This window comes from Vibrio sagamiensis NBRC 104589 (assembly GCF_007990935.1).
Lineage (GTDB): Bacteria > Pseudomonadota > Gammaproteobacteria > Enterobacterales > Vibrionaceae > Vibrio > Vibrio sagamiensis.
On record NZ_BJXJ01000012.1, the window covers coordinates 17,555 to 42,281 of the forward strand.

Genomic DNA, 24,727 nt, shown 5'->3' on the forward strand with positions numbered 1-24,727 from the left:
TTAATGAAATTAGCTACTAAGAAAAATGGTACGCGTGATGGTTTATTAATGGTCGTGAGCAAAGACCTTACTCAATGCGTTCCTGCAACAGAGATTTTTCAGACGATGAATCTTTCACCCACTATGCAGGCTGCATTGGATAACTGGAATAATGTGGCTCCACAATTGGATGAGCTATATTGTGCTTTAAATAAAGGTGAGGTTTCTGCAAGTGAAGCGTTTGAGGCGCATACCTTGGCATCGCCATTACCCCGTGCATATCAGTGGGCAGATGGCAGTGCTTATGTAAACCATGTTGAACTCGTAAGACGAGCTCGTGGTGCTGAACTTCCTGAGAGCTTTTGGACGGATCCACTTATGTATCAAGGTGGGTCAGATACATTTATCGGGCCATGTGATGATATTACATTTTCAACTGATGAGTGGGGGATAGACTTCGAAGGTGAAGTCGCTGTGATCACAGATGATCTCCACATGGGTGCGAACCTCAATGAGGCAGCAGACTCTATTCGTTTAATTATGTTGGTGAATGATGTTTCTTTACGTGGACTTATCCCTGCTGAGCTTGCTAAAGGGTTCGGCTTCTTCCAATCAAAGCCGTCTTCTGCTTTTTCTCCGGTTGCAGTGACACCTGATGAGATCGGGGAAGCTTGGGTGGATAATAAAGTGCATTTACCGCTTCTTTCAACGTATAACGGTGCATCATTTGGCTGTCCTAATGCCGGGGTTGATATGACGTTTGATTTTGCTGAGTTGGTTGCACACGCCAGTAAAACTCGAGCATTATCAGCCGGCACGATCATTGGTTCAGGTACTGTCTCTAATAAACAGGGAACAGAATACGGAACGTCGATTAAAGAAGGTGGGGTTGGGTATTCATGTATTGCAGAAATTCGTATGATTGAAACGATTCGAGATGGTAAACCATCAACACGTTTTATGTCTTTTGGTGACTCAATCAAGCTTGAAATGCGTGATAAAGAAGGGCATTCCATTTTTGGTGCGATTGAGCAGCGTGTTGTCCCATACCATAAATAATGCAAGGATAAGTGAAGAGCATAATGAGTGAAAGTATTAAACTTTATGGCTACTGGCGTTCTTCAGCGTCATATCGTGTTCGCATTTGTCTGAACCTGAAGAAATTAAGTTATATTTCCCTGCCTGTGAATCTTCTAGAAAAAGAGCACAAAGCCCGTGAATTTCATCAACAAAACCCATCGGAGTTGTTACCAGTGCTGGTGGACGGGGAAGTATGCTTAAACCAGTCACTTGCTATTATTCAATACTTAGATGAGCAGTATCTTAACACGCCTTTGATTCCTCAATCTGTCTTTTTACGTTACAGAGCACTGGCGCTTGCCCAAGATATTGCAATTGAAATGCATCCACTTAATAACCTGAGAGTGTTACAGTATTTGGAGGGATCATTGAACTGCGATGCTAACCAAAAAGTGAATTGGATTCATCATTGGATGCATCAAGGTTTTTCAGCTGTTGAAGAGAAGTTATGTCGCCCAAAAGGGCTGCACGAACAGAATCTCAGGCCCATTTATAGTTTGGGTGATGAGCCTTGTATTGTTGATGCCTGCTTGGTCCCTCAAGTTTATAATGCCGTACGCTTTGGCATTGAAATGTCCGATTATCCAACAATTAACGCCATTGTTGAAGCTTGTAATCAGCATCATGCTTTTATTGATGCAATGCCTGAAAATCAATCAGATGCCAAGCTTGTGACCAAGTAACCTTGAGGTCACTTGAGTATAACTCTGAACTTTCGGTAATTATGAAATAAAAAACGCCTCTCCATCTGAGAGGCGTAAAACAAAGATCGTTCAATGCTATCAGGAAATCAGTTTCCAGATGAAAGTAACTTAGGGTTAACGACTAAGTTTCTTACACCGTGGGCATGGTCTTCATCAAAATCATTTTTTTTCAACCATTCTGCAACAGAGGCGATGTTAAGTTTTGCTACCTTTGGTCGAACACTCCAAGTTACTTGGAATGGTGAAGCTTTTTCATTGTAACCTGGGCCAGTTGTTGAACCAAGGTATACAATCGGCTTTCCTGTGTTAGCAGGGATATTGGTTGCTTGGTAGTAACCATCTGTCATTTCATAAAATGCTAAGTCATTAAAGTCTGGTGCTTTCTCATCATTAACCAATACAAAGACTTGACTTTCGACTCTTAAGCCAGGGTTATTAATTGTTTCAGACAGACATGAACCAAGAGTCGGGCCAGGTTTCACATCGGCTGTTGAATAAACATAATGCACCTCTATCGTGTCACCAGATTCTAAGTGCTTATAAGAAAATGGAGCCAATTCTTGTTTCGTTAGCGAGCCATTGTATTTAAAACCAGAATTGTAGCCTTTACCGTCACCATTACCTGCATATTGAGTAAACTCACCACCCTTGTGCTCTGCATTTTTGTGAAAGTGAATGTTACAAAGGTTCATTTTGGAAGAAGCAGGTGCAAATCCGAATGTGCGGTGATTATCGCCTGTTAAATTATCAATATCTCTTGGTGATTGAGGACCAAAGCCTTTGCCATCTGTATTTTGAGCTAATGCTACCCGTTGATCAGCTATGACAGAGTCAGCGACATTTTCAGATGTGGTATGTATATTTGTAGAGTAGACATGAGAAGACAACATTGCCCAGATAGTTGCAGTAAGAATATGATATTTCATGAATTCACCCCTAGTAATAAAATGATAACAATATAATAGAACTTATTAAAACTTGGACTGACCAGATAGTATGTTCAAATAGATCTGAAAAATTTCTAAATTTTCAATAAGGAAGTATAGTTTGTTCTTTTATCAATATTAATAATTTTATGCCAATACCTACTTACATGACTTTAAGTAAGTTTCTTGAGGGCAATTGAGGGCAATTGAGGGTATAATGAGACACCTATAAGTTTTTGGGTTGTAGTGCTAAACATAGAAAAAGACCCTATTATGTAGCATTGTTTTTTCGTACTCTTCTCATTAAGATTGTTTTACATCAAGAAGGGGTACTAGTTATCAAAGTATTTACCATAACATCATTTAACTGGGGCTATTCTACTTATGACCAACATCCTTGTTGTTGTTATTATTTTGGTCGTTTTCTTCCTTGTTGTTCAAAAGTTCCTTGTAAAACATGATGATACGAGCTTTACCTACTGCTTAAAAGGGGCCTTACTTAAAGGACAAGAGAGCGTTTTTTATAATGCACTGAATGCAGCAGTGGGGGATCATGCTGTTGTGTTTGCTAAGGTCAATATGGCAACGTTGATCGCGCCTAAAGATACTCGTAATAAGAAACAGTTTTTCATTGCTAACAATCGTATTACCCGAAGTTATTTTGATTATGTTATTTGCGATCCTCGAACCTTAGTTCCTAGAGTTGTGATTGAGCTAGATAATGGTAAACAACTTTATAAAGGAAAGCTGGAGCGAGAAAAACTGCTCATGCATGTATGTAAATCTGCTAACTTGCCTTTGATTGGTGCATCAGTTAAGCACAGTTATCAAGTTGGTCGTTTGCGGCGCTTGCTGGCAGCACATATTGATTTGATTGAGCCTGAAAAAGAAGTTCGATTTTGTAAAAAGTGTGGCAGTCCCATGATGATTAAGATTGCAAGTCAGGGTGAGTTCAAAGGTCGACGGTTCTTTACTTGTAGCCGACAACCGAATTGTACTTATACGGAAAATTACAATGTTGTTTTTGATGATTAATAGTGAGTTGCACGAAACCGTTTAATTCATGACCAAAAATAGTAACCTCGACTATATTTTCACCAAACGATCGAGAAATCATAAATTTATACTTGCACCAACAGTTAGATATAGTTACTATCCTTTCCGTTCCAAAGGGAAAGCGTCCGTAGCTCAGCTGGTTAGAGTATCGCCTTGACATGGCGGGGGTCGGTGGTTCGAGTCCACTCGGACGCACCATTTCTATAAAATGGTTACTTTGGATAAAAATTTGGGTCCGTAGCTCAGTTGGTTAGAGTACTACCTTGACATGGTAGGGGTCGGCGATTCGAGTTCGCCCGGACCCACCAGATTTTTTCTCAGTGAACACTAAAGCCCGTTTTAATCGGGCTTTTTGCCATTTACGGTTTACTTAGATTTATCCGCAGCACTACAACATAACGTTTGGTACGTTCTAACTTCACTGCCCCTTTTTGTTGATATTTTTATCTTAGTTTGAGGAATAAACTCAAGCTACTGCTAAAATTATACAAAAGGATGGAGGTGCTATGGATGACCAAATAAAATCATGCCCACCGGTTATTTTTTGCTGGGCACTGATCTCTCCGAAGAAAAGAGGCTCTTTTGAAGACTACTTAGCTGGTATGGGTAGAGAATCGAAGAAAAGAGGATGGCGCTACATAGTATGTGTTATCGAACCTTCTGAACCTGCTTTAAAGAATTGGTTAACCTCATCAGGCTGTGAACTACTATGCCTTGATGAGGAAATGATATCAAATACATCATACATCATTTCACTTCTAAAACAGAATCAAGCGAATATATTACATACCCATTTCATAGGACCGACTGACTTAGCGATAGTCCAATGTAAGCTTTTTTGGGGGGGGGATATTGTCTTTACTGATCATAGTTCTAACCCGTTGCAAACACCTCAAGTTGAAAATACGTTTTTAGATAGGCTTCGCTCACTCAGGCAATATATTTTCAGTTTGGCCGTATGTCTTTATTTACCTGTATCCGATTTCGTTGCCCAGCGAATCGCACGAAACATCCCTCCCGCAAAACATAAAATACATCGCCTCTATAATGGAATTGACTTATCACGCTTTAGAGTGCTTGAAAGTGAAGATCAACGAACTTCATTAAAGCAAAAATTATTTGGTTTTGAAGATGATCTTCCTATTGTTGCTTTTATTGGCCAACTGACTATTGAAAAAGGTATTGACCGATTTATTAAGGTAATAGAAAACTTACTATTAGAAGAATTACCTTGTCGATTTATTATTGTTGGGGATGGTCTTTACAGACCACAAGTTGAAGAGTTTTGTACTAAGGATGAGCATTTTGATCAAGTTAAGTACTTAGGTTTACGTTCTGATGTACAAGATATTCTGAAAGTTACAGATTTATTTGTTATGCCTTCCCAGTGGGGGGAGGCCTTTGGTTTAACTGCAATTGAAGCTTCTGCAGCAAGTGTTGCTATCATTGCTTCAAGAGTGGGGGGATTACCTGAAGTAGTTATTGATGGTCAAACTGGTATTTTGATTGAGCATGATGATGATAAATCGTTAGAAGCTTCAATAAGAACTTTAGTACTAGACCCTGAAAAATGCCAAATATATGGTCGCAATGGGCGCCAACATGCTGAAGAAAGTTTTCAATTAAAAGACATGTTGGAGAACACATTTAACCATTATCAGGCTGTTATTTCTCGTGGTTCTGTGCGTTGAGATTCTAGTTTAGCCTTTTTAAACACTGCACTTTAAAGTGATTAAATCATAGGCAATATAATAGTAATTTAATGTCGAAATATGAAAAAGTTTCTAACTCTGAATTTGGATCTTATTTTGTAAATTAGGGGGTGTTGATGATAAATGTGCAAGATGTAGTTGAGCAGCTCAGTAAAAATGGAATAGCAGTTTTAGAAAATTTTATTTCAGGATCACTCCTATTGCAGATGCAACAATGCTACGAAAATTCACTACGACATTCGCAGTTCAACACATGGCAAGGTTATCAACAGAATGAACGTTGGCGATTATTAATTGAAAATCTTCTCACTTTATCCCCAGCGTTCATGTTTCCTATTAAAAATGATGATTTAATGACAATTTGCCGAGTTTATATAGGAGAAAAATTTCAAGTAACGGAAGCACGTGGCTGGAAAACTATTAAAACTAAAAGAAACTTTCATGGTTGGCATAATGATGCTTGGTATGATGTTAATAAATGTCAATCTCCACCACCACAACTTAAATTGGGTATTTACTTGAGTGATGTTGAAAGTGGAGAATTTGCTTACGTAGAACAAAGTCACCTTAAAAAGCTTAACCCAGGCCATTGGAATCAAAAACAAGTTGATATAATGAACCTACCTATTAGACATGTGACAGGTAAAGCTGGTACTGCATTCCTATTTGATACCAGTGGTATACATAGGCAAAATTACCCAGTGCTTGTTTCTCGAAATGTTGCATTTTTTAACTTTCATGACCCTAGCTTTCCAATCCAAAGTTTAGACAAGACATATGACCGCTATGCACCATTACTTCTTAATGCCGCTTTTCTTAGTGATCTAACAAAAGAACAGGAAAGAATTTTAGGCTTTGGAGATAAGCGTTATTTTGAAGAAGCTTTTGTTCCTAAACAGCGCTATCCGGTTTTACATCAGATGGTACAGCTTGCCTTAACTTCTCGATTATTAGGGCAGGACTTTGGACAATTCATACGTAGGCTTATTGCAAAATTTACCTAGTGTGATGCGAGATTTTTTGCATCGTTACTTGTTAGTATTTGGTATGGACGTAGATCAAACAACGGCATGATAGAGTAAATATGATCAAAAATATCAGCTTGGACTCCTTCGTAGTAGCACCAGTTGGTGTTATTAGTGAATGCGTATACTTGTAGAGGAAGTCCTTCAGCTGTTGGTTCTAACTGTCTTACCATTACAAGCATATATTGATGAATATCTTTATTAGCTCTCAAGTAACCGTTGATGTAGGCCCTGAATATACCGAGATTTGTCATCTTGCGTACATTACCAAATTCTGGTTCATCTTTAATTGATGAATTATAATCTTTGATTTCACGACTTTTTTCATAGATGTATTCACGTAATACTCTAATTTTTCGGTACTGTTCAATATCATCATCAGATAAAAATCGAATCGAAGTGACATCAATATTGACTGAACGCTTAATGCGTCGACCTCCAGAATCAGACATGCCCTGCCAATTAATAAATGCATTTTGGACTAAGGCGTAAGCGGGTAACATACTTACAGTATTATCGAAATTTCTTACTTTAACAGTCGTTAATGAAATTTCTTCAACAGTACCATTTGCACCATAAGAATCCATTTGTATCCAATCATTAAGTCCTATCATTTTGTTTGCTGATAATTGAATGCCAGCAACAAACCCCAAAATAGTATCTTTGAATACAAGCATTACAAATCCTGTGGCAACACCCAAACCAGAAAGGAAGATTAAAGGGGATTCACCGACGATGATCGATATCGTGACAACAACTCCAACAAAAAAAGTAAAAAGCTTAATTAATTGAACAAAACTTTTAACAGGCATTCTTTTGGTTATGCCTTTAACTGTTGAAATGTCATTGACAGCGTCTAGTAAGGAGAAAATCATCCATATAAAGATCACCAAGATGAGAATGCTGAGTATTTTGTCAGAAATAATAGCGATAGAATCATAATGTCCAACAGAAATCGGAATAAATATGTCGAGGATCATTACAGGAGTTAATAATGAAAACTTCTGTAAAACATCAAATTTTTCTAAACTTTCTGCAAGAGGTTTATTGGTTTTGCGTAAGACATTATTAACGAGACGTACAATTAAATGATGAACAACGAGGTAGCTGATGATGGCGACAGTAATACTAGAAAGTATAAAAGCTGAGGTGAGTTCAAGACCATAAGGGTCACTCTCTATACCAACATCATTGAGTTTCCTAGAAATAAAAGTTCTGATGTGATGCTCGAGCAAAATATGTCCTTATCAATTTAGCGATGAAGTTTACAAGAAAGGTATAAGCTAAGGTGAATACGTCTAGTGCTAAAGCTGGAGAAGTGAGTATCTGGAGTCAAAATGGATGTAACATAGTTAAGTAAATAAGTAAAAACTGACCACATTAAGTAGTAACAAAGCGAACTATGTCTCGATTTTGAAGATAACGCACCAAATTATCTAACACACACATGTTTTAAAATCACCTTTAAGTGCTAATATGATACATGTTTCTTATGACTGTGCAAGATGACATTACATTGTTTAAAGCCTTTAATCATCGGTCATAAGCAGATTGATCTAATAGACTAATTGATTATATGAGGTAATTAATGGAAAATTCTCTTCACTTTCAAGTTCCTGCTTTTTTATCTAGAAGTTGGAAATATTTTGTTGTTGTCGGTTCTATCGTTGCTCTTATGGGAGTAGGTGCGATCGCATTACCAATGCTGGCTGGAATGACGGTTTCAACAATCGTCAGTGTTGCGCTTTTAATTAGTGGAAGTGTTCAGGTTTACCATGCATTTGCTATTAAAGAATGGAAAACGAAAGTTTGGTATGTTTTTAGCGCATTGTTATACATTATTGGTGGCCTGTTCATCTTATTTCAACCATTTGAGGGTTTGATAACAATTACAATGCTAATGATTATTATCATGATTTTAAATGGTTTAACTCGATTATTCTTTGGCTTGAGCAATCGAAATCTACCGAGCCGTAATATAATCATATTGAGTGGCATTGTATCAGTTCTGATAGGTAGCTATTTTTTAATGTTGCTCAATGATCCAGTGTTTTCACTCACATTACTAGGTATCTTTATTGGAGTTTCGTTGCTTTTAGAGGGCATTAGCTTCATCTTGATAGGTTTTAAAGTAAGAAAAAATACATGATTTTTTGATATTGCTTTTTATTGATAACTATAGTGCGTCCGAGAGACGCACTTCAATTGGAGAGTGTTTCTAGAATGGCAATTGTATTAATGGTTCTAGGCTTAATAGTGTTACTAAAAATCATTCTCTAAATAATTGTAATCGTTGAATACTGTCTTTTATACTTGATATGGTATACTCGTTGCTATTAGCATCTTTTTCTAAAAGAGTATCCATATAAACAAATTATTTTTACTTTCATGTGGTTATTTTGAAGGTTTAGTGAATAAGTCCTACAATTGAACAATGAAGTTCATAATATTTAGGTTACTTATGCACTATATTTATTCTTGTATTGCCATGTTTATTCCATTTTTATGTAATGCAAATCAGGCTTTTGAACTTAAAGTTTATGATCGTAAAGGAATTGTTTATACATTCACAATAGATGAGCTTCAATCATTACCGAGAAAAGAGTTAAAAACAGCGTTACCATGGTTAGAAGGTGAAAATGTATTCAGCGGGTTCACCTTGCCAGATTTACTTAAAGAAAATGGTCTTTCTATGCCAACTATGGTAAATATCGTAGCATTGAATGGCTATCGAGTAGCTATCCCTAAAAGTGATATTATAAACTATGATCCGATTATTGCTTTTAAAATGTTTAATAAATATATGGAAGTTAGAGATAAAGGTCCATATTGGCTTGTTTTTCCTTTATCCAAATTTAAAGAAATTGACACAGTAGAATATCATGCAAAAATGATATGGCAAATTAAAGAAATATATTTGTACTAGGTTGATTATATGTGTAAAAATAATTATTTGGTTTTATTTAAAGTCTTGATTTTATTTTTCATGTTGGTTTTATTATCAATTAACATATATAGTATAAAAAATATAAAGTCCGTAAATGAAGGCTTTTCAAATAGACAGAATGAATCCACATGGTATGTTTTCCAGTTAATAAAGGAATATGCTGACTTTATTATAGCTAGTCAATCAGACCCTTTAAATATTAACCAAGTCAAATTAGCATACGATATTACATGGAGTAGATTTGAAATACTCATAGAGAGTAAAGTATCATCAGAGTTTGTAAAAGCTTCAAATTTGAAAGTTTTTTTTAATAAAGAGTTTAAAAAATTTAAAGTACTAGAACTATCAATTGATTTGTTAGAGGAAGGAAAGTTGACTAAAAAAGATTTTCTAAAGAGGATCTACATAAACTATGATACACTTATTCAATTTATAAATAATAATTTTCGATTAAAAAGTCCAGTAATAGAAAATAAATCAAAAGTACTTAATAGTATTGTTTCAGTATTTAATTGGAGTGGGGTATTACTAATTGCTTCCATTTTTATAACAGGTTGTTTATATTACTCTGATTTCAAAAGATATAAAGAGTTACAAAACCTTGACCAACTAACGGGCTTTAACAATCGATTTGCATTAATGAGTTTTTTAAAAAAAGCCTCTGTGAATGATGCTATGTTTAAAATAATTACTGTAAGAATTCGAAACCTTAGAGAGGTTAATCATCAATATGGCTCTGAATATGGTGATTTAATGTTGCAATTCGCAGCAAACTCTTTGAAAGGGATAGTTCCTGAAAAAGGAACCTCATTTCGAAGTAGTGGTTCAGGATTTATTTTTATTTTCAACAATGAAAGTAATATAAGTAAATTACTAAAAGACAATTTTAAAGATATACTTTCAGAGTATATCACTGTAAGGAGAATAGACTTGATTTTAGATGTTGTAATTAAATATGAAGAGAATGTTGAAATTGGTCAAATTCTAGAAATTATTAATAGCTAATAATAAAATTAGATTTTAGTAGCATCATCTTGATTTATGCTGAAGTATAACAGCAGTTTTTTTTGATAAAGAAATTAGGTAAGATTCTTCATTGTGGTTATTTATTAATCTGATGAAGTTTTTAATTGTAGTTGGTTTGCTAAAATAATAACCTTGAAGGAAATCACAACCGATTTGACTTAGGAATTTATATTGTTCGAACTGTTCAACCCCTTCAGCAACAACACAGGCATTACAAGATTGGCCTAACAATACTATTTGTTCAACAATTTTCTTTCCTGTTTCATCAATAGTTATTTTGTCAATAAAACTTTTATCAATCTTTATTTCATCAACCGGATAATGCAAAAGTTGATTAAAAGCGGTATAACCTGTGCCAAAATCATCCAAAGAAACTTTGACACCCAGCTTTTGCATACTTTCTATTGTCTTTACTGTTAATGGGCTACTTTTTACATAGCTTGTTTCTGTTACTTCTATAATTAAAGAGTCTGGTTTAATAGCACATATTTCAATCTCACTCTTTAAAATTTTCACAAAATTTCTATTATAAAGTTCCATTGCTGATATATTTATAGATATCGTTCCTTTGTAAAGGTGCTTAATTTGCAAAGCCTTAAGGCACCTGATTGCTTTTTTAATTACCCAAATATCTATTTTGGTTATAAGGTTACTTTTTTCTGCTATTGGAATAAATTCTTCAGGTCCGACTCCGATTTTTAAAAGAGATGGGCACCTGATAAGAATTTCTACACCATCAATGGACATTGTCTTTGTATTATAAATAGGCATAAATGAAAGTTTAAACTTATCATTTTTACAACAATCTATGAGAATGTTTTCAATTAGATCTTCCCTCTCCAATATGGGGAGCAAGTCATTAGCATGAACAATATTGCTGCTATCATCATTATTACGCTTATTACGCTTAGTGTATCGAAGCATTTGTTCAATAGTTCGAGACCATTTGCTTTTGAAATCTTTAACGTTCATTGGTAAAACGCAAGTAGTTAGTGAAAATTTAAAATTTAAACCTTCGACATATGTTGACTTTGTCAATATGTTATTTATTTTTTCTATTTCTAAATTGATGATTTGATTGCTATCAACCTCAATGATAGCAATAAATTGATTGCCACCAAAGCGGGATATAGAGTAATCACTACAACTAAAACTAAATTCATAATGATGGTTTGCTAATGTATCGTAAAATAACTTCGAAAAGCTTCTTAAGGCTTGATCACCAACTTTAGAACCATATAAATCATTTATTTTTTTAAAGTCAATAATATCCCAACATACTAAGTAACAGTTTATGTTTTTTGTACTTAGTAAGCGCATATTCAGGTATCGAATGAAAGTCTGTCTATTTGTGAGTTTTGTTGTTTGATCAAATTCGGCTTCGAATTTTAGTTCTATAAGTGAATCTATATAAGCATTTTTTATAGTGTCAATTTCGCTGCTTCCTTGTGAACGCTTAAAATAGTGATTCTGTAAATAACCAGAGAAAATTTCCCTCAATAAATTATTTAACGGTTTTGATAATTGCTGCCAAATTACTATATAAGAAATTAAAAGACAACCAATGATGATGGTAGCTGTTAATGATACAATAAAAATTGCCATATTATTGTTTTTGGTATTTATGGATTCATGAATATTGAGATTAGCGCTAAAATGTTTGCTGAGCATTTCTACATTGATAGTTCCGGAATCTTTAGTTATAGACTGTATAACAAATTCTGTGTTTTCAGGTAGTTGGTTTGAATCTGTAGGATTAAAATATAATGTTATTCCAGACTCGCCATTGTGTTTTCTTAATAAAGAAGACATCTGTTTTAATGGTGTCTCTGCAATTAATAAATAACGATTTTGACTGTATTTAGACCTTTTATCTCTTGGTATCAAATAGGGGTCAATTGCCATTATATAAACATATTGAACTTCATCACCTAAAGATAAATAAGAAAGTCCTTTTTCACTAAAGAATTGTTTGCTTAATATTTTTGTATGAATATCAAACGCCGCTTCATAAACTTTGTCAGGTATGGTAACTTTTTCAAAAGGAGTTTTACGCAAAGTAGATAAGACTAAATTGAACTGTTGATCAACTAAATAGATATCATGTATTCCATATTGATTTGATTTGTTACTTTCAAGCTTAGTCAAAATATCATTTTCAAGTGAAACCAAATTTTTAATATTAGGCTCTTGAATGTAATGTAAGAATGTCGATGATGCTGCGATATTTTTTACTAAAAGAACTAACCCAAGTTGTTCATATTCAGCTGCAATGAGTGCAGAATTAACTTCTGATTGTGCAGCAGATAAATAGGTGTTATCTGTATATTCTTTAGATACTTTATAGCCTATAAATCCTAATAAAAGAAAAAAAGCAATTAATGCAGGCGTTAAGGTAAGGTAGATCTTTTTTAAGATAGACATTTAGTTTATCAAATCTTTTATTATTCTAGATCTAATCTGTAAACTTTTCATATCTAAAGGCTGATATAAATAGCTGCGATCCAGTACATCTTGAGGTGGGAATAATTCTTCATCTAAACGATATTCATCAGACGTGAATGACTTAGCTTTCTTACTCGGTGTAGCAAACCATGAATCCATAGCGTTTTGTGCAGCAATGTCTACTTGAGATAAGAATAGAAGTGTTTCAATTGTTTCGTCTGACATCGGTCCATGATTTATCGCCGCTAGACACTCAACCCAGATTGTCGTCCCTTCTGTAGGTATGCTGTAGGCCCAACTCCTTTTTTTTTCTGTCTTATTTAAGATATAACTGTCACCTGAATAACCAAAAGCTATATCAATGGATGCTAATATTGTAGGGAATTTGACATAATCAAGAATATACTCATTATTTGCTATAAAGGTTTTTTGATGAACTAGAGTATCGTATGCTTTCTTGATTTGGCCTAAATCATGAGTAAATGGTTCAAAACCATTGGCGAGTAAAGCAGTGCTCAAAAGATCAACCGGTTCGTAATACATACTAATTTTATTTTTTAAAGAAGGCGCTGGATTAAGTAATGCTGACCAGGATTCCGGTTTAGGTACTTTTTCGACTCTATAAAGTATCCCTGTGGTTCCCCAAGCATAAGGAAGTCCATAATCTCCGCATGCATCCAGCCACATTTTATCGTAAACATCAGATAATTGGGCTTTAAAACGATTAAGAGAATGAAAAATACCTTGCTTGGCTAATAAATTAAGTTTGACGCTTTCAATCACAGTTAGATCAAACGATAGCTTTCGTTCACTTGCCAGAAGCTCATCACGAATCGATTCGTCAGAAAAAAAATGCTGCTTTAAGGTGATTCCTTTTTTGTCTTTTAAGCGTTCAATAACATTTTGTGACAGAAATTCTTCCCAGTTGTATAGGTGCACTTCTGTTGCTAAAGCTTTAAAACTATTACTAAAAACTAATGAGACAGATACGATAAGCAGACGAGTTAATTGCATCCTACACTAGCTCCTATACATTCTTCAACAGTTAGAGCTTAGACTATTTGGAGGTACCTAAGAGAAATTTTTGGTAGGATATTAAAGAATGAAAAAAAATACAGAACCTTACTTAAATATTTATTGCAACTTTTGGGATATTACTAGATATAATGAACGTCCATAAACAGTAAAATATACCAAATGAGTACTGCGAAATTGATTATCTTACGTGGATTACCTGGTTCAGGAAAATCCACATTGGCAAGACAACTGTGTAATCAAAAAAACTTGAAACATGTTGAAGCAGATATGTATTTTGAGAATGAAGACGGGCAGTATCTTTTTGTAAAACGTGATTTACCTCAAGCTCATCAGTGGTGTTTTGAACAGGCCTGCCGATGGTTAGAAAAAGGTGAAGTTGTTGTAGTAAGTAATACGTTTGTTCAGTTTTGGGAAATGGCTCCCTACATCAATTATTGTAAAGAAAAAGCACTAGAATTCGACGTTAGAGTTTGTCGAGGAAGTTATTCTAGTACACATGATGTGCCAAAGGAGGCAATAGAGCGAATGAGAAGGATATGGCAGGAATGATAGAATTTGTGCAAGTTGATTATTAAAAGCTGGATTCATATCGTTTTATAAACGACTATTCGTCATTTAAAAAAGCGTATGAATCCGCATTTTCAAGTTTATTTGATTGCATGATTTTATTGTCCTCTGCCATCTAACATTACAATCAACGTCTTACGTATAATTGAAAAGTCCATTGAAACCCAAGAATAAAACGATCTTAGGCTCAATGCATAACTATGATCGAAACTTACTTTACGTCTTACATCTTCAATGCTTGAATCATACCCTTGGTTTACTTGTGCAAGGCCGGTAATTCCAGGAAGAACACCATAAGTACGCTCTACAAAGAAGGGTATTTCGTCTTCTAGCTTTTTATAAAAAGCTGGACGCTCAGGGCGAGGGCCAATTAAAGACATGTCACCTTTTATAACATTGAAAAGTTGAGGTAATTCGTCCAAGCGAGTCTTTCTTAAAAAACGCCCAAATGGTGTAATTCTAGGGTCATTTTGCGATGCCCACACAGCACCTGATACTCGCTCGGCATCTACATACATTGTCCTAAATTTCATGATTTGAAACAAAGCCATTTGTTCAGGTGTACAGCGTCCGACTCTTAACTGTCGATAAATAATTGGACCACGTGAATCGAAAGTGATTGCAACTGGGATTATAAAAAATAATGGAATGGTTACACATACTAATATAATTGAAAAAGTAATATCAAAAAAACGTTTAGCGATATAAATTTTTGAACAGTAATGAGAAGAGTTCATGTAAATATCCTTTTTAATTTATGCGTTTCCAATGGCCATTTTCGTAGCCAAATAAATAACGAAGGCCACCCGCTAAGTTAGCAATGTGGCCACAAACAAAATAATTAATTAATTTGAATGGTTTAAACAACATAAAGCTCGGTATAAGTGAACTAATAAGTGCTATTAAATATACAGTAATTTGTACGAGGGCTAGTGCCTGAAATATGGGATAGTGGCTTAAAAGTAAAGTACTTATCAAACATAGAATTGTAAAATAAGGAATAGTGAGCCTAAGTACTTTACCAGAAAGGAACGAAAATGCAGTTCCTTTATAACGAGGTAGTAAAAGCTTTTTAAGTTTTAGAAACTGTTGCATATTGCCTGCTGAGATTCTTAACCGCCTTCTAAAATCGGTGGAGTCTGAGCTCTGCTCAAGCTCAATGGCTAGCATTCTTGGCTCATAAATGGCAGCGTAACCATTGAGAACAATTTGCATCGGGAGGATAAAATCATCATTGATAGTATCTGGTTCTAGTGGTGTAAATAAATTTGTTTTGAAAGAGTAAAAAGCACCGTGAGAACCGATAGTTGAACCAATAAGAGATTCGTTATATTTCAGTTGAGATTGATAATGCCAATATGATGATTCACCGTGATTCTGAGTATTTAGAATATGATAAGTCGCATTTACAACACCTACATTCTCTTTTTGAAAATGAAGGGCAGCCAGAAGCAAAGAATCACAAGACACTAGGGCAGATGTGTCAGTTAAAACGGTAATCTCTGAGTCGATATACTTCATTTCACTATTTATAATAGCAACCTTTCCTCGATTAATTGCATTATCATGAATTATAAATAAAGTATCAGCACATATCGCTTCTTGAATAGTATTTTGAGCAATCTCAGCTGTTTTATCAGTACATCCATCAAGCGCTAGAATGACGGTTAGTTTATTTTTGGGATAATCTAAACTACCAAGATTTCTGATTTTTTCAGCAATCCAGCGCTCTTCATTAAAAGCAGGAACAATAATGGAAATAGTAGGGAGGTCACAATCACTTTTTGTTGGCTTGTAATGCCTTTCTTCAACGTTCATTATATTTTGACGTTTTTTTTGTTTATGGGTAATTAAACTCAAAATTAAAGGGTAGCCAAAGTGATGATAAAAAATTATAGATATGGAGAGAATAAACCCAATTACCCAAATATAGTCACTCATAAGCTGCCTCCTGCGTAAGAGATGCATACTGAAGTAACATTTTACGAATATCAAAATGCTTTAGGATATAACTCCTTGGGGAATAAGGCTTACGTGAAATAGCATTAGTTAAAGCTTCGACTAGCAGTTCAACTTGATTCGGTAATACAAGTGCTCCACTAGAAGGGCAAAGTGTTTCATTTACCGCACCAACATCACTTGCAACGCAGGGCACACCACAGGCCTGGGCTTCGAGAGTTGACAGAGGAAACCCCTCCTGTAATGAAGGAAGACAGAATAGATCGAGACTTTGATAAAACTGAGGCATATCTTTCACGAGCCCAAGAAAAGTTATGCGGTCATCAAGTCCAAGTTCTGCCGTTAACTTTAATAATTCTGAATGTCGATCTCCAATTCCAGCAATCGCAAGATGTACATTTTCCGGTAAGTGAGAAAGAGCTTTGATTAGCACCTCATGCCCTTTTACCGCCTCTAATCTACCTGCTGTGCCAATAATAAACTTATCTTCTGGAATAGAAAAATATTCTCTAGCAATTGTTTTATCCCCGAGCGAAAATTTTTCACAGTCTATACCGTTATGTATTGTGCAGACACGATCATAGCCAAGCTGCTGAATTATTTGATTGGCAACAAAGTTTGCATCAGCAACAACGTAAGGTTTTAGGTGCTTTAATAGTAGAGACTGAAGACGTGCCGCTTTCGGATTGTTAAGATGCCAAGCATCATGCTCTGTATGAATGAGCATCTTAAATTGCGCTAGTCTGGCTGAAATACCAGCGTAGAAAAGTGGCCCTATATGATGTGTATGTATTACATCTGGCTTGAGATGCTTAAAAATTTTGACTAATTTGTATAATACTTTGAACGAAATACCATCAGGCTTATCGAGAAAAGTAATTTGTCCATTAACACTTTCCAACCTTTGCCACTTTTTAAACGCGTCAGAACGCGTCCCTTCTAAACTTATAATGTGTACAGAATCTTTCTTACTTGCAAAGCGCAGCATCTCTAAAACCAGAGTTTCTAATCCTCCAGGTGATAGATGTTGAACTATATGTATAACAACTTTGCCTTTGCCAGCCGATTTTGAGGCATGGGAACCTTTCATCTAGTCTTGATCCTAATAAAGTGATTCTTTAAGACATTAAGCACGCAATGTGCCAAGTTGACTTATACAAACAATCAATGAGTTAGTATATTTCTCTTTTCGTAGTTGAAGTTTTAACCGTATTATTACTAAATTGACATTCATATCGGAAAGTGATTTGTGTGTGAAAAATTAGTAAATATTAACAACCTAGCTTTGCTTTTGTTAACTGTAAAAGATCAATATTCCATCATCTTGTCTGATTCGCTCTTATCAGCGATTCTCAATATAGGATTAAAAACTGTATATGCTAATTACATCGAGGAGTTAAGAGTTTATTCACCTCAAAGCCTGTAATTAAAGGTTATCTGGATATTGAGATATTTCTATGATGGTTAACGAGGTTGGTTTATTGAAAATAACCTTTTGATGTGATTTATTAAAGCAAGCTTGACATAGGATGGTTACATAAGATCATTGTCTATATTATTGATCATTAAAAGCTAATGAGGCATATCAATCCATGTAAGTGATTTTAGGTATGGTTGTTAGCACATTGACGCCTAAGTATTTTTCAATACTTTTTCTTGAGTAAATGGCTTCGTCAGAAATCTCTAAAATGAGTGCAAGTCCCATTCCAAGGAACAAACCTCCGATTACTCCTAAAAGAGCAAAATAAAAGCTGGGTAAGTTTGAAGGGATGGTTGGACTATAAGGTTCATCAATAACTTTGACCCTTTTATTTTCCTCAAATACACCAAGCGAACCAGTCAATTGAGCCATCTCGTAACGTTCGACTAGGTCATCGTATAAGTCTCTTTTGACCGCAACATCTCTTGATAAACGATTGATTTCTGTAGCTGTGCTGCCAAATCTGTTAGCACTGATTTCCAATTCCTTTACCATTTTACGTAAACTGTCAGTTTCTTCTGTAAGTAACTCATGCTGCCCTCGAATTAACTGCAATTGGTGCAATTGTGATACAAGTAAAGGTTGTGAGCCTCCTTGGTTATTAGCAGATGAAGTGCTGGCAATATCCCATAGTTGGCTACTGTTCATTTCAGGCTGTTTGGTATTTAACAAAACAGAGCGTTCTTGTTCTAGTCGATTCAGTTCTCTCACTTTCCCTTGCACTAAGCTATGGGCATCGGTGTATTTAGATCTCAATAGTGTAAGCTCTCCTCTTATTTCAATTATCTTTTCCTCGAGTTTTCCTATCACAGGGTTTGTTTGTGATAATTGTTGATCTAGGCTTCCTAAGCTTCTTGTAACACCGGCAAGAAGGGCTTCTTTTTCTGATAACGTTTGCTTAAGGCTTGCTAACCTTCCCAAGCTTTGTGCTTGCATTTCAGGAGTCGCATGGGAATAAACATTCTGATATTCAGCAAATGCTAATTCTGCTTTATCAAGTTCTTCTCTGCGTTTGTTTATATGTAAGGTAAGAAATTTACTTGAATCTTCAATAGATGAACGTTCAGGAGCTAGCAGTTGTTCGACAAAATGATTACTGACCGAATTAAGGATCTCAGCCATGCCATCAGGAGTAGGGCTAGATAAATTTATTTGAATATAATCTTTACCAATTTGCTCGACATCTAATCGCGTAGCAAGATCGTTAATAATAGATTCTTGCTCTTTCTTAGACATAGACTGGTTAATTAATTTTTGCTCTTGTGCAACAGAGTAAAGTACATGGCGACTTTTGAGTAGGGTACTTAATGCACTTATTCGATCTTTCAAACCAGTTGATACTGCAATATCTTCAAGGAATGGATTCATTTTTGCAGTTTCTTGTATCAACATACTCGTATGAGAGATGTATTTAGTCGGCATAATCATACTAATGACAAGGCCTAAAAAAGGTAAAGTTACGACTGGTATAATGATAAAAATACGACGGCGCCAAGCCCCATGTAGAAGTTTAGCTAAGCTTTCCCTTAAATTATTCATAACTCCCTCACTAACTGATCTACTTTTGCTGCTACTGATTGCCAACTGGCGTTTTCTAGTACACCTTGTACTGATTTCGGTGGTGGAACCAAGTGATTGAGGTTATGGCAAACACCATCTGCATCATTTGCAATATTAATCATATCAATATAAGGGTTTAAAGCGGGAAATGGGGTGCTAATAATGGGTTTACCTACACAAAGGTATTCAAGTAATTTTAATGGGTTGCAAGCATTAATTTGAGCGTTATTTACGAATGGGAGCCAGCTTGCGTCCCAATGTTGGGAGTAACTTGGTAAATGATTGTGAGGTCGAGGTCCTAGATAATAAATATTACTTAGTTGTGGTAAATGATTTTGATGACGTTCATTTTGACCGATGAAAACTAAATCCCAATCTTTAGCTCTTATAGCGACTTGTTCAATGAGTTCATAATCTAACCAGTTTGAAATGCTTCCATAAAATCCCAAAATCTTCCTGCTCGATGGAGGTAAGTCATTCGCACGAATTGCTGGCTTTGAGAACAAATTATAATCAACACCGTGGTAAAGAGTAACCGTTTTTTCTTTTGGGAATGAGAGGGTTAACTCATCACTAGCACAAAAAATAAGATCAGCATTTTCGATGAGTAGTTTTTCATGTTTAAGAACGACTTCATGATCTACGCCAGCTAGAGAGCCAAAGTCATCACCACAATAATAAATGGTAGCTCGAGCATTCATTGCAAGACAGATATCAACGGCTGTTGGTAAAGAAGTCCAATAAACGGGATTGATGAAGTTTAAAGATTTAAGAATAGGGACTAGTTGAGTTTGCATCATTTTTGTTGCTATGTATCTAGCCCATTTTGTATTGGGTGCTGGTATGGTGAGTAAGTTTACCACCTCTATATTTTTAAATGAGTGAGCTAGATTTTTTTCATCGGAGATGCTGGTGTCTAAAGTGCTCTGATAGCTGGTTTTTTGAAAAGACACTTTTTTGTTTGTCATAAAAGATACAAGTTTGGACGATAGACGTTTTGCATCTTTTATATTGAATTTTGGTTGCCTTAAACCAATTGAATTAATCCAAAGAATACGATGATTAAATGCAAGCTTTTTTATAATGTGTTGAGTGGAAGAAGGCAAACCACCAAAGTCTTCACCGAATACAACAATGTCAGTCATGCTTTGCTCCATGCTTTTTGATTCCTAAATATCCTTAACATATTAGAAGTATCACATTATGTGCCAAGAATTAAAGTTAATAAAAACAGTTGTTTAGGAAGTCTGTCAAAAAAGGAAGTGTCTATTTTTCATTTTGCATTTCAGAATGAATGATTCTATGAATTGCAATAATTAAAGCGGCAAGAATGTAGATAGGCCAAGTAAAGCTTTGCGAAAGAAATGTTCCAGATACAATGGTACCAATTAAACCGCCAAAAGCTGCATTAGCACCAACAGACAGCGAGCAATCAGTTTTTTCATTAATCATTGATAAAGTTACAAGAGAGGTTTTTACTAGAGATACGATAAAACCAATAAATATTAATAAACCGATGAATCCTGTTTCTGCTAAAACACCAAACCAAGTACTATGTACAGCATGATTGATACCATCCCAGTGTGGTGTATAAAAATAGTAGTTATAGTAATAATTTTCTAGGCCAACCCCTGTTAGTGGGTTAGCTAAAGCCATTTTTGTAGCAGCTTCCCAAGCATAGATTCTACCCATTGCAGAAGCGTCAATTCCGATTTCGGCAGCCCCCCCAGATGAACGTTCAGAAATACCTGCAAGGCCATAAAGGGTGATCGCACCGATAGTGCCGAGGCTGATAATGAGCGCTTTATTCTTGATGTTTTTAAATGCAAAGTAAGAAAATACAGCTAATGTTCCGAGTAATCCCCCGCGACTTTTGGTTTCAATAATGGCAATACATAAAATTAAGCAAGTTAGCAAAGCAAAACCCCTTAATAATATAGGTGTCTGCTTTTCAAGTGCTTGGCTTATAGTAAAAGCAAGTGGAAACATCAAAACTAAAGCTAAATCATTTGGATCACCTAAAATAGAACCAAAAGAGCGGCCAATAGAGACACGCGTGCCTTCAACAAGATCAATATTATTTATGGCGTTGTATATCGTAACACAGCCAATTAGAAAGCCAGCAATGATGATTGTTTTGAACATCTGATTAATTTGGCGTGGTTCGGTGATAACCCAAGTTATAGCCAAGGTCATTATAATAATTTTCCAATAAGTGGCTCCAAACTCTTCTAAAGCAATAGGCCGTGAGCTGGCAAATACAACGCTGATAATAACAATTAGCCAAAATAATGATAGCCATGTTAGTGATTTATGCCAGAATACATGAATATCCCTACTGATAAATAAGTGAAAAGAGATGGCGCCTAAGGCAAAAATTGATAAAATTAACGGAATCTTAAAGTCATATATAATAGGGAAAGCTTCGTGGATTCGGAAAAAAGAAAATATGACAAAAAGAGTAACAAGCCAAAATGTATACCTAAGAGAAAATATGACCGCAAGCGGAGCTGCACATATTGCTAGGATCATGAATGGATCTGGTAGGGCGAGCCAAAATAAGCCAATAATAAAACAACAAATAAGAGTAGTAATATAGCTTGTCTGTTTTAAAAAAATAACATTCATTAGATGCTCTTTTTGTTTTTCTGTAATGAATTTAATAGGCTGTGAAATGTATTGTTTGATATATATTTACTTGCGATTCCAAGGAGAATGAACGAGGTAGTTAGGCTGATGAGAATCGCCGCAGTTAATGACTGTAGGTAGTAGATAAGAAACAATGCTAAACCTGTAACAACCTGAAGAATAACCATTAAACTAATATCATAAGGCAAACAGAGGCAAATTTGGGCAGACCAATAAGTCAATACAAGCCTACACAATTGTGCAGAGTACAATGCTATGAACACACTAAATATTCCAAGCGAAGAAAGAGCAAAAAGTAATGAAATTGCAGTAATTGCAGCAACGATATTTATACCAAGGAGCCACTGGGTTTTTCTTTTGTACAAAATCGCTAAGTTAAACAGTTCTCCCCACTCTTTAAGCATTGCAATTGGTAATAGGAATAAGATGAAAAGTGCAGCTTGTTGATAAGTATTTGGCAACAGTAAATGAATAATTAAATATGCCATGGTTACAACAACGATAGTCAAAAAAGCGATGTATATTAAGCCTAAGTGGGTAATTCTAACGGCTTCAAGGCCTTTGCAATTATCTTGTTCTAGGACGGCAAAACGTCTTGGCATCCACCACATAGTAAAAGGTTGAACTAAAATACACATGCCAAATGCGAATTTTGCGGCAATGGCATAGACTCCAAGACTTTCCAAAGATGAATTAGCTGCGATAAACCAGCGTTCCGCACCGTTCAAAAAGAAAGAAACTACCCCTGATAACATCACTGGTGAAGAGTAATATAAGTAATTCTTCGCGAGTGCTAAGTTAGGTAAACTGATGGTGTAATTATTGTAATAGTGAAGCCAAAAAAATTGTATCAAAGCAGCAAGAAGTCCACCAAGTAAAACGGATATGATATGTGGCCATAATGCTAAAGCTATAACAATAAATATTACTTGTAATAACGTTGTTGTGACCATAATTGTGAGCAATACTTTGGCTTTATCATCCTGCATTCGTAGCCAAGCAGTCCCAATTGCAATTACTCCTTCCAATGACAACGCAAACATCAAGATGAGACATTCAGTTTTGGTGAACGGTGATGGGATATCTATAAATAGTATTATAAATAAGAATAAAGTAATAAAAATGACACTAAAGTAAAAAGCAAGAGAATATATTTGATTGAGCAGAATACGCTTTATATTTTCATCTTTTTGAACACCAGCGTATCTATACAATGCTTCATGCAAAGCGAAACCGACCAGTAACGAAGCAATTGCACCAAATGAAATAAGCAATTCAAGCCTTCCCATTTGCTCTGGGCCCAAAAATTGAGGTAAAACTGGTAACATGATTAAACTAATGCTTTTATTAATTATTACTGCAATAGCAAATAATGACATGTTAGTCAGAGCATTAGACATGGTCATATCCTTTGATTTTATCAACACTATTTATATCTGCTTTGTCTACTTCGCTTCTATTACTATGCAGGTAATCTACTATGAGAAAGTAGCACCGTTCTGCAGTATATAGTTGAGCAATACTCAGAGCTTCAATTCCCATTGTAACTTTCAACCATGGTGCTTCATTTAAAAGGTGTATGGCGTTGTGGAGAGAAACTACATCGTTAGGAGTGTATTTGATGCAATTTTTACCATGAGTTAAAACACGATCCCAATAACTATCATCGCAGGGGACGACTACGCACATGCCTGCTGCTAATGCTTCCAAAATGGATAAACCAAATGGCTCATTTATACTAGTAGATACAAATATACCGCATTGAGCACGCAATTGATTAAGGTTACTCGGGTCTTCGTGCCATTCAATTTGTTTAATGGAAAAATCAGGTTCTGATGCAGTTTCTACCGTTGGCTTTAAGTAGCATACGGTGGCTTCTATTTTCGAATCAACTTCAAGGGAAATAGCTTCAATAAGTAGATCTAAGTTTTTCCATTTAAAAAGGCTTGCTGCCCAAAATACACGTTTGGATATCGTATTCGCTTGTTTAGGCCATTTCTCTGGTGATAAACCATTGGTAAAGGTTGATGTTTCTAACATAGCCCAATATCGCTCAGCCGCAGAAGGTGAGACTTTTAAATAGGCCTGAAGTGCTTTTAATAACGATTCTTTAGTGCTGGCGAGATAAAATATAGCTGAGGCCTTAACAAGACAATATCCAGATGAACGAGCACTAGGTACAGGCCCATGTATGATCTGAACCACTGACTTTTTGATCAGCAAACGTAATAAATAGAGTGGCATATCATTGCTAGGACAGGATAATCCAATTAACCAATCTAGCTTTGGAAGTTTCAAAGATATGATAAGCAATTGAATCATATAGAATATATTTATTAACCAATAGGTAAGACCGTGATCTGACATAAGTGGAGCTTGCTTTAGTTGGATAATATGAATTCGTGATTCATTATTGATGATTGATTTCCAATGGTCGGGCTGGGTGGTAGCAATATAACTGACGACATCTTTATTATCACACTGCTTTAAAATCTCTGCATTAGCAATCTTTGATCCACCTTGAGTTCTGATTGCATCGAACATTAATACACGTTTCATAACTAATTCCTTTAG

General features: G+C 35.4%; 21 protein-coding genes and 2 tRNA genes. 11 read left to right on the forward strand and 12 right to left on the reverse strand.

Annotated features, from left to right (window positions below; genetic code table 11):
• Window positions 1-3: 3 nt before the first annotated feature.
• On the forward strand, window positions 4-1,038 hold the full coding sequence (locus VSA01S_RS07515) for a fumarylacetoacetate hydrolase family protein (RefSeq protein WP_039981808.1): 1,035 nt from the start codon (window positions 4-6) through the stop codon (window positions 1,036-1,038).
• A gap of 23 nt (window positions 1,039-1,061) precedes the next feature.
• The gene (maiA, locus tag VSA01S_RS07520) at window positions 1,062-1,742 is read left to right on the forward strand and encodes a maleylacetoacetate isomerase (RefSeq protein WP_039981807.1); all 681 of its coding nucleotides are present in this window, start codon (window positions 1,062-1,064) and stop codon (window positions 1,740-1,742) included.
• 107 nt (window positions 1,743-1,849) lie between these two features.
• Here the strand turns inward: maiA and VSA01S_RS07525 are convergent, their stop codons facing one another.
• Complete coding sequence (locus VSA01S_RS07525; RefSeq protein ID WP_039981806.1) at window positions 1,850-2,689, reverse strand: delta-class carbonic anhydrase; 840 nt, start codon at window positions 2,687-2,689, stop codon at window positions 1,850-1,852.
• Window positions 2,690-3,073: 384 nt separating this feature from the next.
• On the opposite strand from VSA01S_RS07525, the gene VSA01S_RS07530 reads away from it, so the two are divergent.
• From VSA01S_RS07530 to VSA01S_RS07550, 5 genes are all read left to right on the forward strand, one after another.
• Window positions 3,074-3,724, forward strand: a complete 651-nt coding sequence (locus tag VSA01S_RS07530; protein WP_039981805.1) for a DUF2726 domain-containing protein — start codon at window positions 3,074-3,076, stop codon at window positions 3,722-3,724.
• Window positions 3,725-3,866: 142 nt separating this feature from the next.
• Window positions 3,867-3,943: transfer RNA gene (locus VSA01S_RS07535), tRNA-Val, on the forward strand.
• A gap of 33 nt (window positions 3,944-3,976) precedes the next feature.
• A tRNA-Val gene (locus VSA01S_RS07540) sits at window positions 3,977-4,053 on the forward strand.
• 198 nt (window positions 4,054-4,251) lie between these two features.
• A complete protein-coding gene (locus VSA01S_RS07545) occupies window positions 4,252-5,436 on the forward strand; it encodes a glycosyltransferase family 4 protein (protein WP_039981804.1) in 1,185 nt (394 codons plus the stop codon).
• 137 nt (window positions 5,437-5,573) lie between these two features.
• Window positions 5,574-6,461, forward strand: coding sequence for a phytanoyl-CoA dioxygenase family protein (locus VSA01S_RS07550; protein WP_039981803.1), 888 nt, complete (start codon window positions 5,574-5,576; stop codon window positions 6,459-6,461).
• Here the strand turns inward: VSA01S_RS07550 and VSA01S_RS07555 are convergent.
• On the reverse strand, window positions 6,458-7,717 hold the full coding sequence (locus VSA01S_RS07555; RefSeq protein ID WP_039981802.1) for a mechanosensitive ion channel family protein: 1,260 nt from the start codon (window positions 7,715-7,717) through the stop codon (window positions 6,458-6,460). The genes VSA01S_RS07550 and VSA01S_RS07555 overlap by 4 nt on opposite strands.
• A 353-nt stretch (window positions 7,718-8,070) precedes the next feature.
• Here VSA01S_RS07555 and VSA01S_RS07560 point away from each other — a divergent pair, with 353 nt between their 5' ends.
• The 3 genes from VSA01S_RS07560 (at window position 8,071) to VSA01S_RS07570 (ending at window position 10,434) form a co-directional block, all read left to right on the forward strand.
• The gene (locus VSA01S_RS07560; RefSeq protein ID WP_039981801.1) at window positions 8,071-8,631 is read left to right on the forward strand and encodes an HdeD family acid-resistance protein; all 561 of its coding nucleotides are present in this window, start codon (window positions 8,071-8,073) and stop codon (window positions 8,629-8,631) included.
• A 312-nt stretch (window positions 8,632-8,943) separates the two neighbouring features.
• Complete coding sequence (locus tag VSA01S_RS07565; protein WP_039981800.1) at window positions 8,944-9,408, forward strand: putative pterin-binding protein; 465 nt, start codon at window positions 8,944-8,946, stop codon at window positions 9,406-9,408.
• A 9-nt stretch (window positions 9,409-9,417) separates the two neighbouring features.
• Window positions 9,418-10,434 carry a diguanylate cyclase domain-containing protein gene (locus VSA01S_RS07570; RefSeq protein ID WP_147052684.1) on the forward strand — a complete coding sequence of 339 codons (1,017 nt, stop codon included), beginning with the start codon at window positions 9,418-9,420 and terminating at the stop codon, window positions 10,432-10,434.
• A 24-nt stretch (window positions 10,435-10,458) separates the two neighbouring features.
• Here VSA01S_RS07570 and VSA01S_RS07575 read toward each other — a convergent pair whose 3' ends face one another.
• Window positions 10,459-12,879: a bifunctional diguanylate cyclase/phosphodiesterase gene (locus VSA01S_RS07575; protein WP_039982747.1), complete on the reverse strand. Its 2,421-nt coding sequence runs from the start codon at window positions 12,877-12,879 to the stop codon at window positions 10,459-10,461.
• Window positions 12,880-13,914, reverse strand: a complete 1,035-nt coding sequence (locus tag VSA01S_RS07580; RefSeq protein ID WP_039982746.1) for a polyamine ABC transporter substrate-binding protein — start codon at window positions 13,912-13,914, stop codon at window positions 12,880-12,882.
• 183 nt (window positions 13,915-14,097) lie between these two features.
• Between VSA01S_RS07580 and VSA01S_RS07585 the strand changes: the two genes are divergently transcribed.
• Complete coding sequence (locus tag VSA01S_RS07585; protein ID WP_039982745.1) at window positions 14,098-14,487, forward strand: ATP-binding protein; 390 nt, start codon at window positions 14,098-14,100, stop codon at window positions 14,485-14,487.
• Between the two features lie 116 nt (window positions 14,488-14,603).
• Here the strand turns inward: VSA01S_RS07585 and VSA01S_RS07590 are convergent, their stop codons facing one another.
• The 8 genes from VSA01S_RS07590 to VSA01S_RS07625 form a co-directional block, all read right to left on the reverse strand.
• Window positions 14,604-15,242, reverse strand: a complete 639-nt coding sequence (locus VSA01S_RS07590) for a sugar transferase (RefSeq protein ID WP_039982743.1) — start codon at window positions 15,240-15,242, stop codon at window positions 14,604-14,606.
• A 13-nt stretch (window positions 15,243-15,255) separates the two neighbouring features.
• Window positions 15,256-16,446, reverse strand: a complete 1,191-nt coding sequence (locus VSA01S_RS07595; protein ID WP_039982742.1) for a glycosyltransferase family 2 protein — start codon at window positions 16,444-16,446, stop codon at window positions 15,256-15,258.
• A complete protein-coding gene (locus VSA01S_RS07600) occupies window positions 16,439-17,554 on the reverse strand; it encodes a glycosyltransferase (RefSeq protein ID WP_039982741.1) in 1,116 nt (371 codons plus the stop codon). The genes VSA01S_RS07595 and VSA01S_RS07600 overlap by 8 nt, the downstream gene beginning before the upstream one ends.
• 495 nt (window positions 17,555-18,049) lie before the next feature.
• On the reverse strand, window positions 18,050-19,483 hold the full coding sequence (locus VSA01S_RS07605; RefSeq protein WP_039982740.1) for a GumC family protein: 1,434 nt from the start codon (window positions 19,481-19,483) through the stop codon (window positions 18,050-18,052).
• Window positions 19,480-20,649, reverse strand: a complete 1,170-nt coding sequence (locus VSA01S_RS07610; RefSeq protein WP_039982750.1) for a glycosyltransferase — start codon at window positions 20,647-20,649, stop codon at window positions 19,480-19,482. Before VSA01S_RS07610 ends, VSA01S_RS07605 begins: the two co-directional genes overlap by 4 nt.
• A 121-nt stretch (window positions 20,650-20,770) precedes the next feature.
• The gene (locus tag VSA01S_RS07615; RefSeq protein WP_039982738.1) at window positions 20,771-22,132 is read right to left on the reverse strand and encodes an O-antigen ligase family protein; all 1,362 of its coding nucleotides are present in this window, start codon (window positions 22,130-22,132) and stop codon (window positions 20,771-20,773) included.
• Window positions 22,132-23,553 carry a lipopolysaccharide biosynthesis protein gene (locus VSA01S_RS07620; protein ID WP_039982736.1) on the reverse strand — a complete coding sequence of 474 codons (1,422 nt, stop codon included), beginning with the start codon at window positions 23,551-23,553 and terminating at the stop codon, window positions 22,132-22,134. The genes VSA01S_RS07615 and VSA01S_RS07620 overlap by 1 nt, the downstream gene beginning before the upstream one ends.
• Window positions 23,546-24,712, reverse strand: coding sequence for a glycosyltransferase family 4 protein (locus VSA01S_RS07625; RefSeq protein ID WP_039982734.1), 1,167 nt, complete (start codon window positions 24,710-24,712; stop codon window positions 23,546-23,548). Before VSA01S_RS07625 ends, VSA01S_RS07620 begins: the two co-directional genes overlap by 8 nt.
• Window positions 24,713-24,727: the final 15 nt, after the last annotated feature.

Coding starts and splice junctions, on each gene's coding strand:
- VSA01S_RS07515 (WP_039981808.1), top strand. CDS start 4: ATGAAATTAGCTACTAAGAAAAATGGTACGCGTGATGGTTTATTAATG.
- maiA (WP_039981807.1), top strand. CDS start 1,062: ATGAGTGAAAGTATTAAACTTTATGGCTACTGGCGTTCTTCAGCGTCA.
- VSA01S_RS07525 (WP_039981806.1), bottom strand. CDS start 2,689: ATGAAATATCATATTCTTACTGCAACTATCTGGGCAATGTTGTCTTCT.
- VSA01S_RS07530 (WP_039981805.1), top strand. CDS start 3,074: ATGACCAACATCCTTGTTGTTGTTATTATTTTGGTCGTTTTCTTCCTT.
- VSA01S_RS07545 (WP_039981804.1), top strand. CDS start 4,252: ATGGATGACCAAATAAAATCATGCCCACCGGTTATTTTTTGCTGGGCA.
- VSA01S_RS07550 (WP_039981803.1), top strand. CDS start 5,574: ATGATAAATGTGCAAGATGTAGTTGAGCAGCTCAGTAAAAATGGAATA.
- VSA01S_RS07560 (WP_039981801.1), top strand. CDS start 8,071: ATGGAAAATTCTCTTCACTTTCAAGTTCCTGCTTTTTTATCTAGAAGT.
- VSA01S_RS07565 (WP_039981800.1), top strand. CDS start 8,944: ATGCACTATATTTATTCTTGTATTGCCATGTTTATTCCATTTTTATGT.
- VSA01S_RS07570 (WP_147052684.1), top strand. CDS start 9,418: ATGTGTAAAAATAATTATTTGGTTTTATTTAAAGTCTTGATTTTATTT.
- VSA01S_RS07575 (WP_039982747.1), bottom strand. CDS start 12,879: ATGTCTATCTTAAAAAAGATCTACCTTACCTTAACGCCTGCATTAATT.
- VSA01S_RS07580 (WP_039982746.1), bottom strand. CDS start 13,914: ATGCAATTAACTCGTCTGCTTATCGTATCTGTCTCATTAGTTTTTAGT.
- VSA01S_RS07585 (WP_039982745.1), top strand. CDS start 14,098: ATGAGTACTGCGAAATTGATTATCTTACGTGGATTACCTGGTTCAGGA.
- VSA01S_RS07590 (WP_039982743.1), bottom strand. CDS start 15,242: ATGAACTCTTCTCATTACTGTTCAAAAATTTATATCGCTAAACGTTTT.
- VSA01S_RS07595 (WP_039982742.1), bottom strand. CDS start 16,446: ATGAGTGACTATATTTGGGTAATTGGGTTTATTCTCTCCATATCTATA.
- VSA01S_RS07600 (WP_039982741.1), bottom strand. CDS start 17,554: ATGAAAGGTTCCCATGCCTCAAAATCGGCTGGCAAAGGCAAAGTTGTT.
- VSA01S_RS07605 (WP_039982740.1), bottom strand. CDS start 19,483: ATGAATAATTTAAGGGAAAGCTTAGCTAAACTTCTACATGGGGCTTGG.
- VSA01S_RS07610 (WP_039982750.1), bottom strand. CDS start 20,649: ATGACTGACATTGTTGTATTCGGTGAAGACTTTGGTGGTTTGCCTTCT.
- VSA01S_RS07615 (WP_039982738.1), bottom strand. CDS start 22,132: ATGAATGTTATTTTTTTAAAACAGACAAGCTATATTACTACTCTTATT.
- VSA01S_RS07620 (WP_039982736.1), bottom strand. CDS start 23,553: ATGTCTAATGCTCTGACTAACATGTCATTATTTGCTATTGCAGTAATA.
- VSA01S_RS07625 (WP_039982734.1), bottom strand. CDS start 24,712: ATGAAACGTGTATTAATGTTCGATGCAATCAGAACTCAAGGTGGATCA.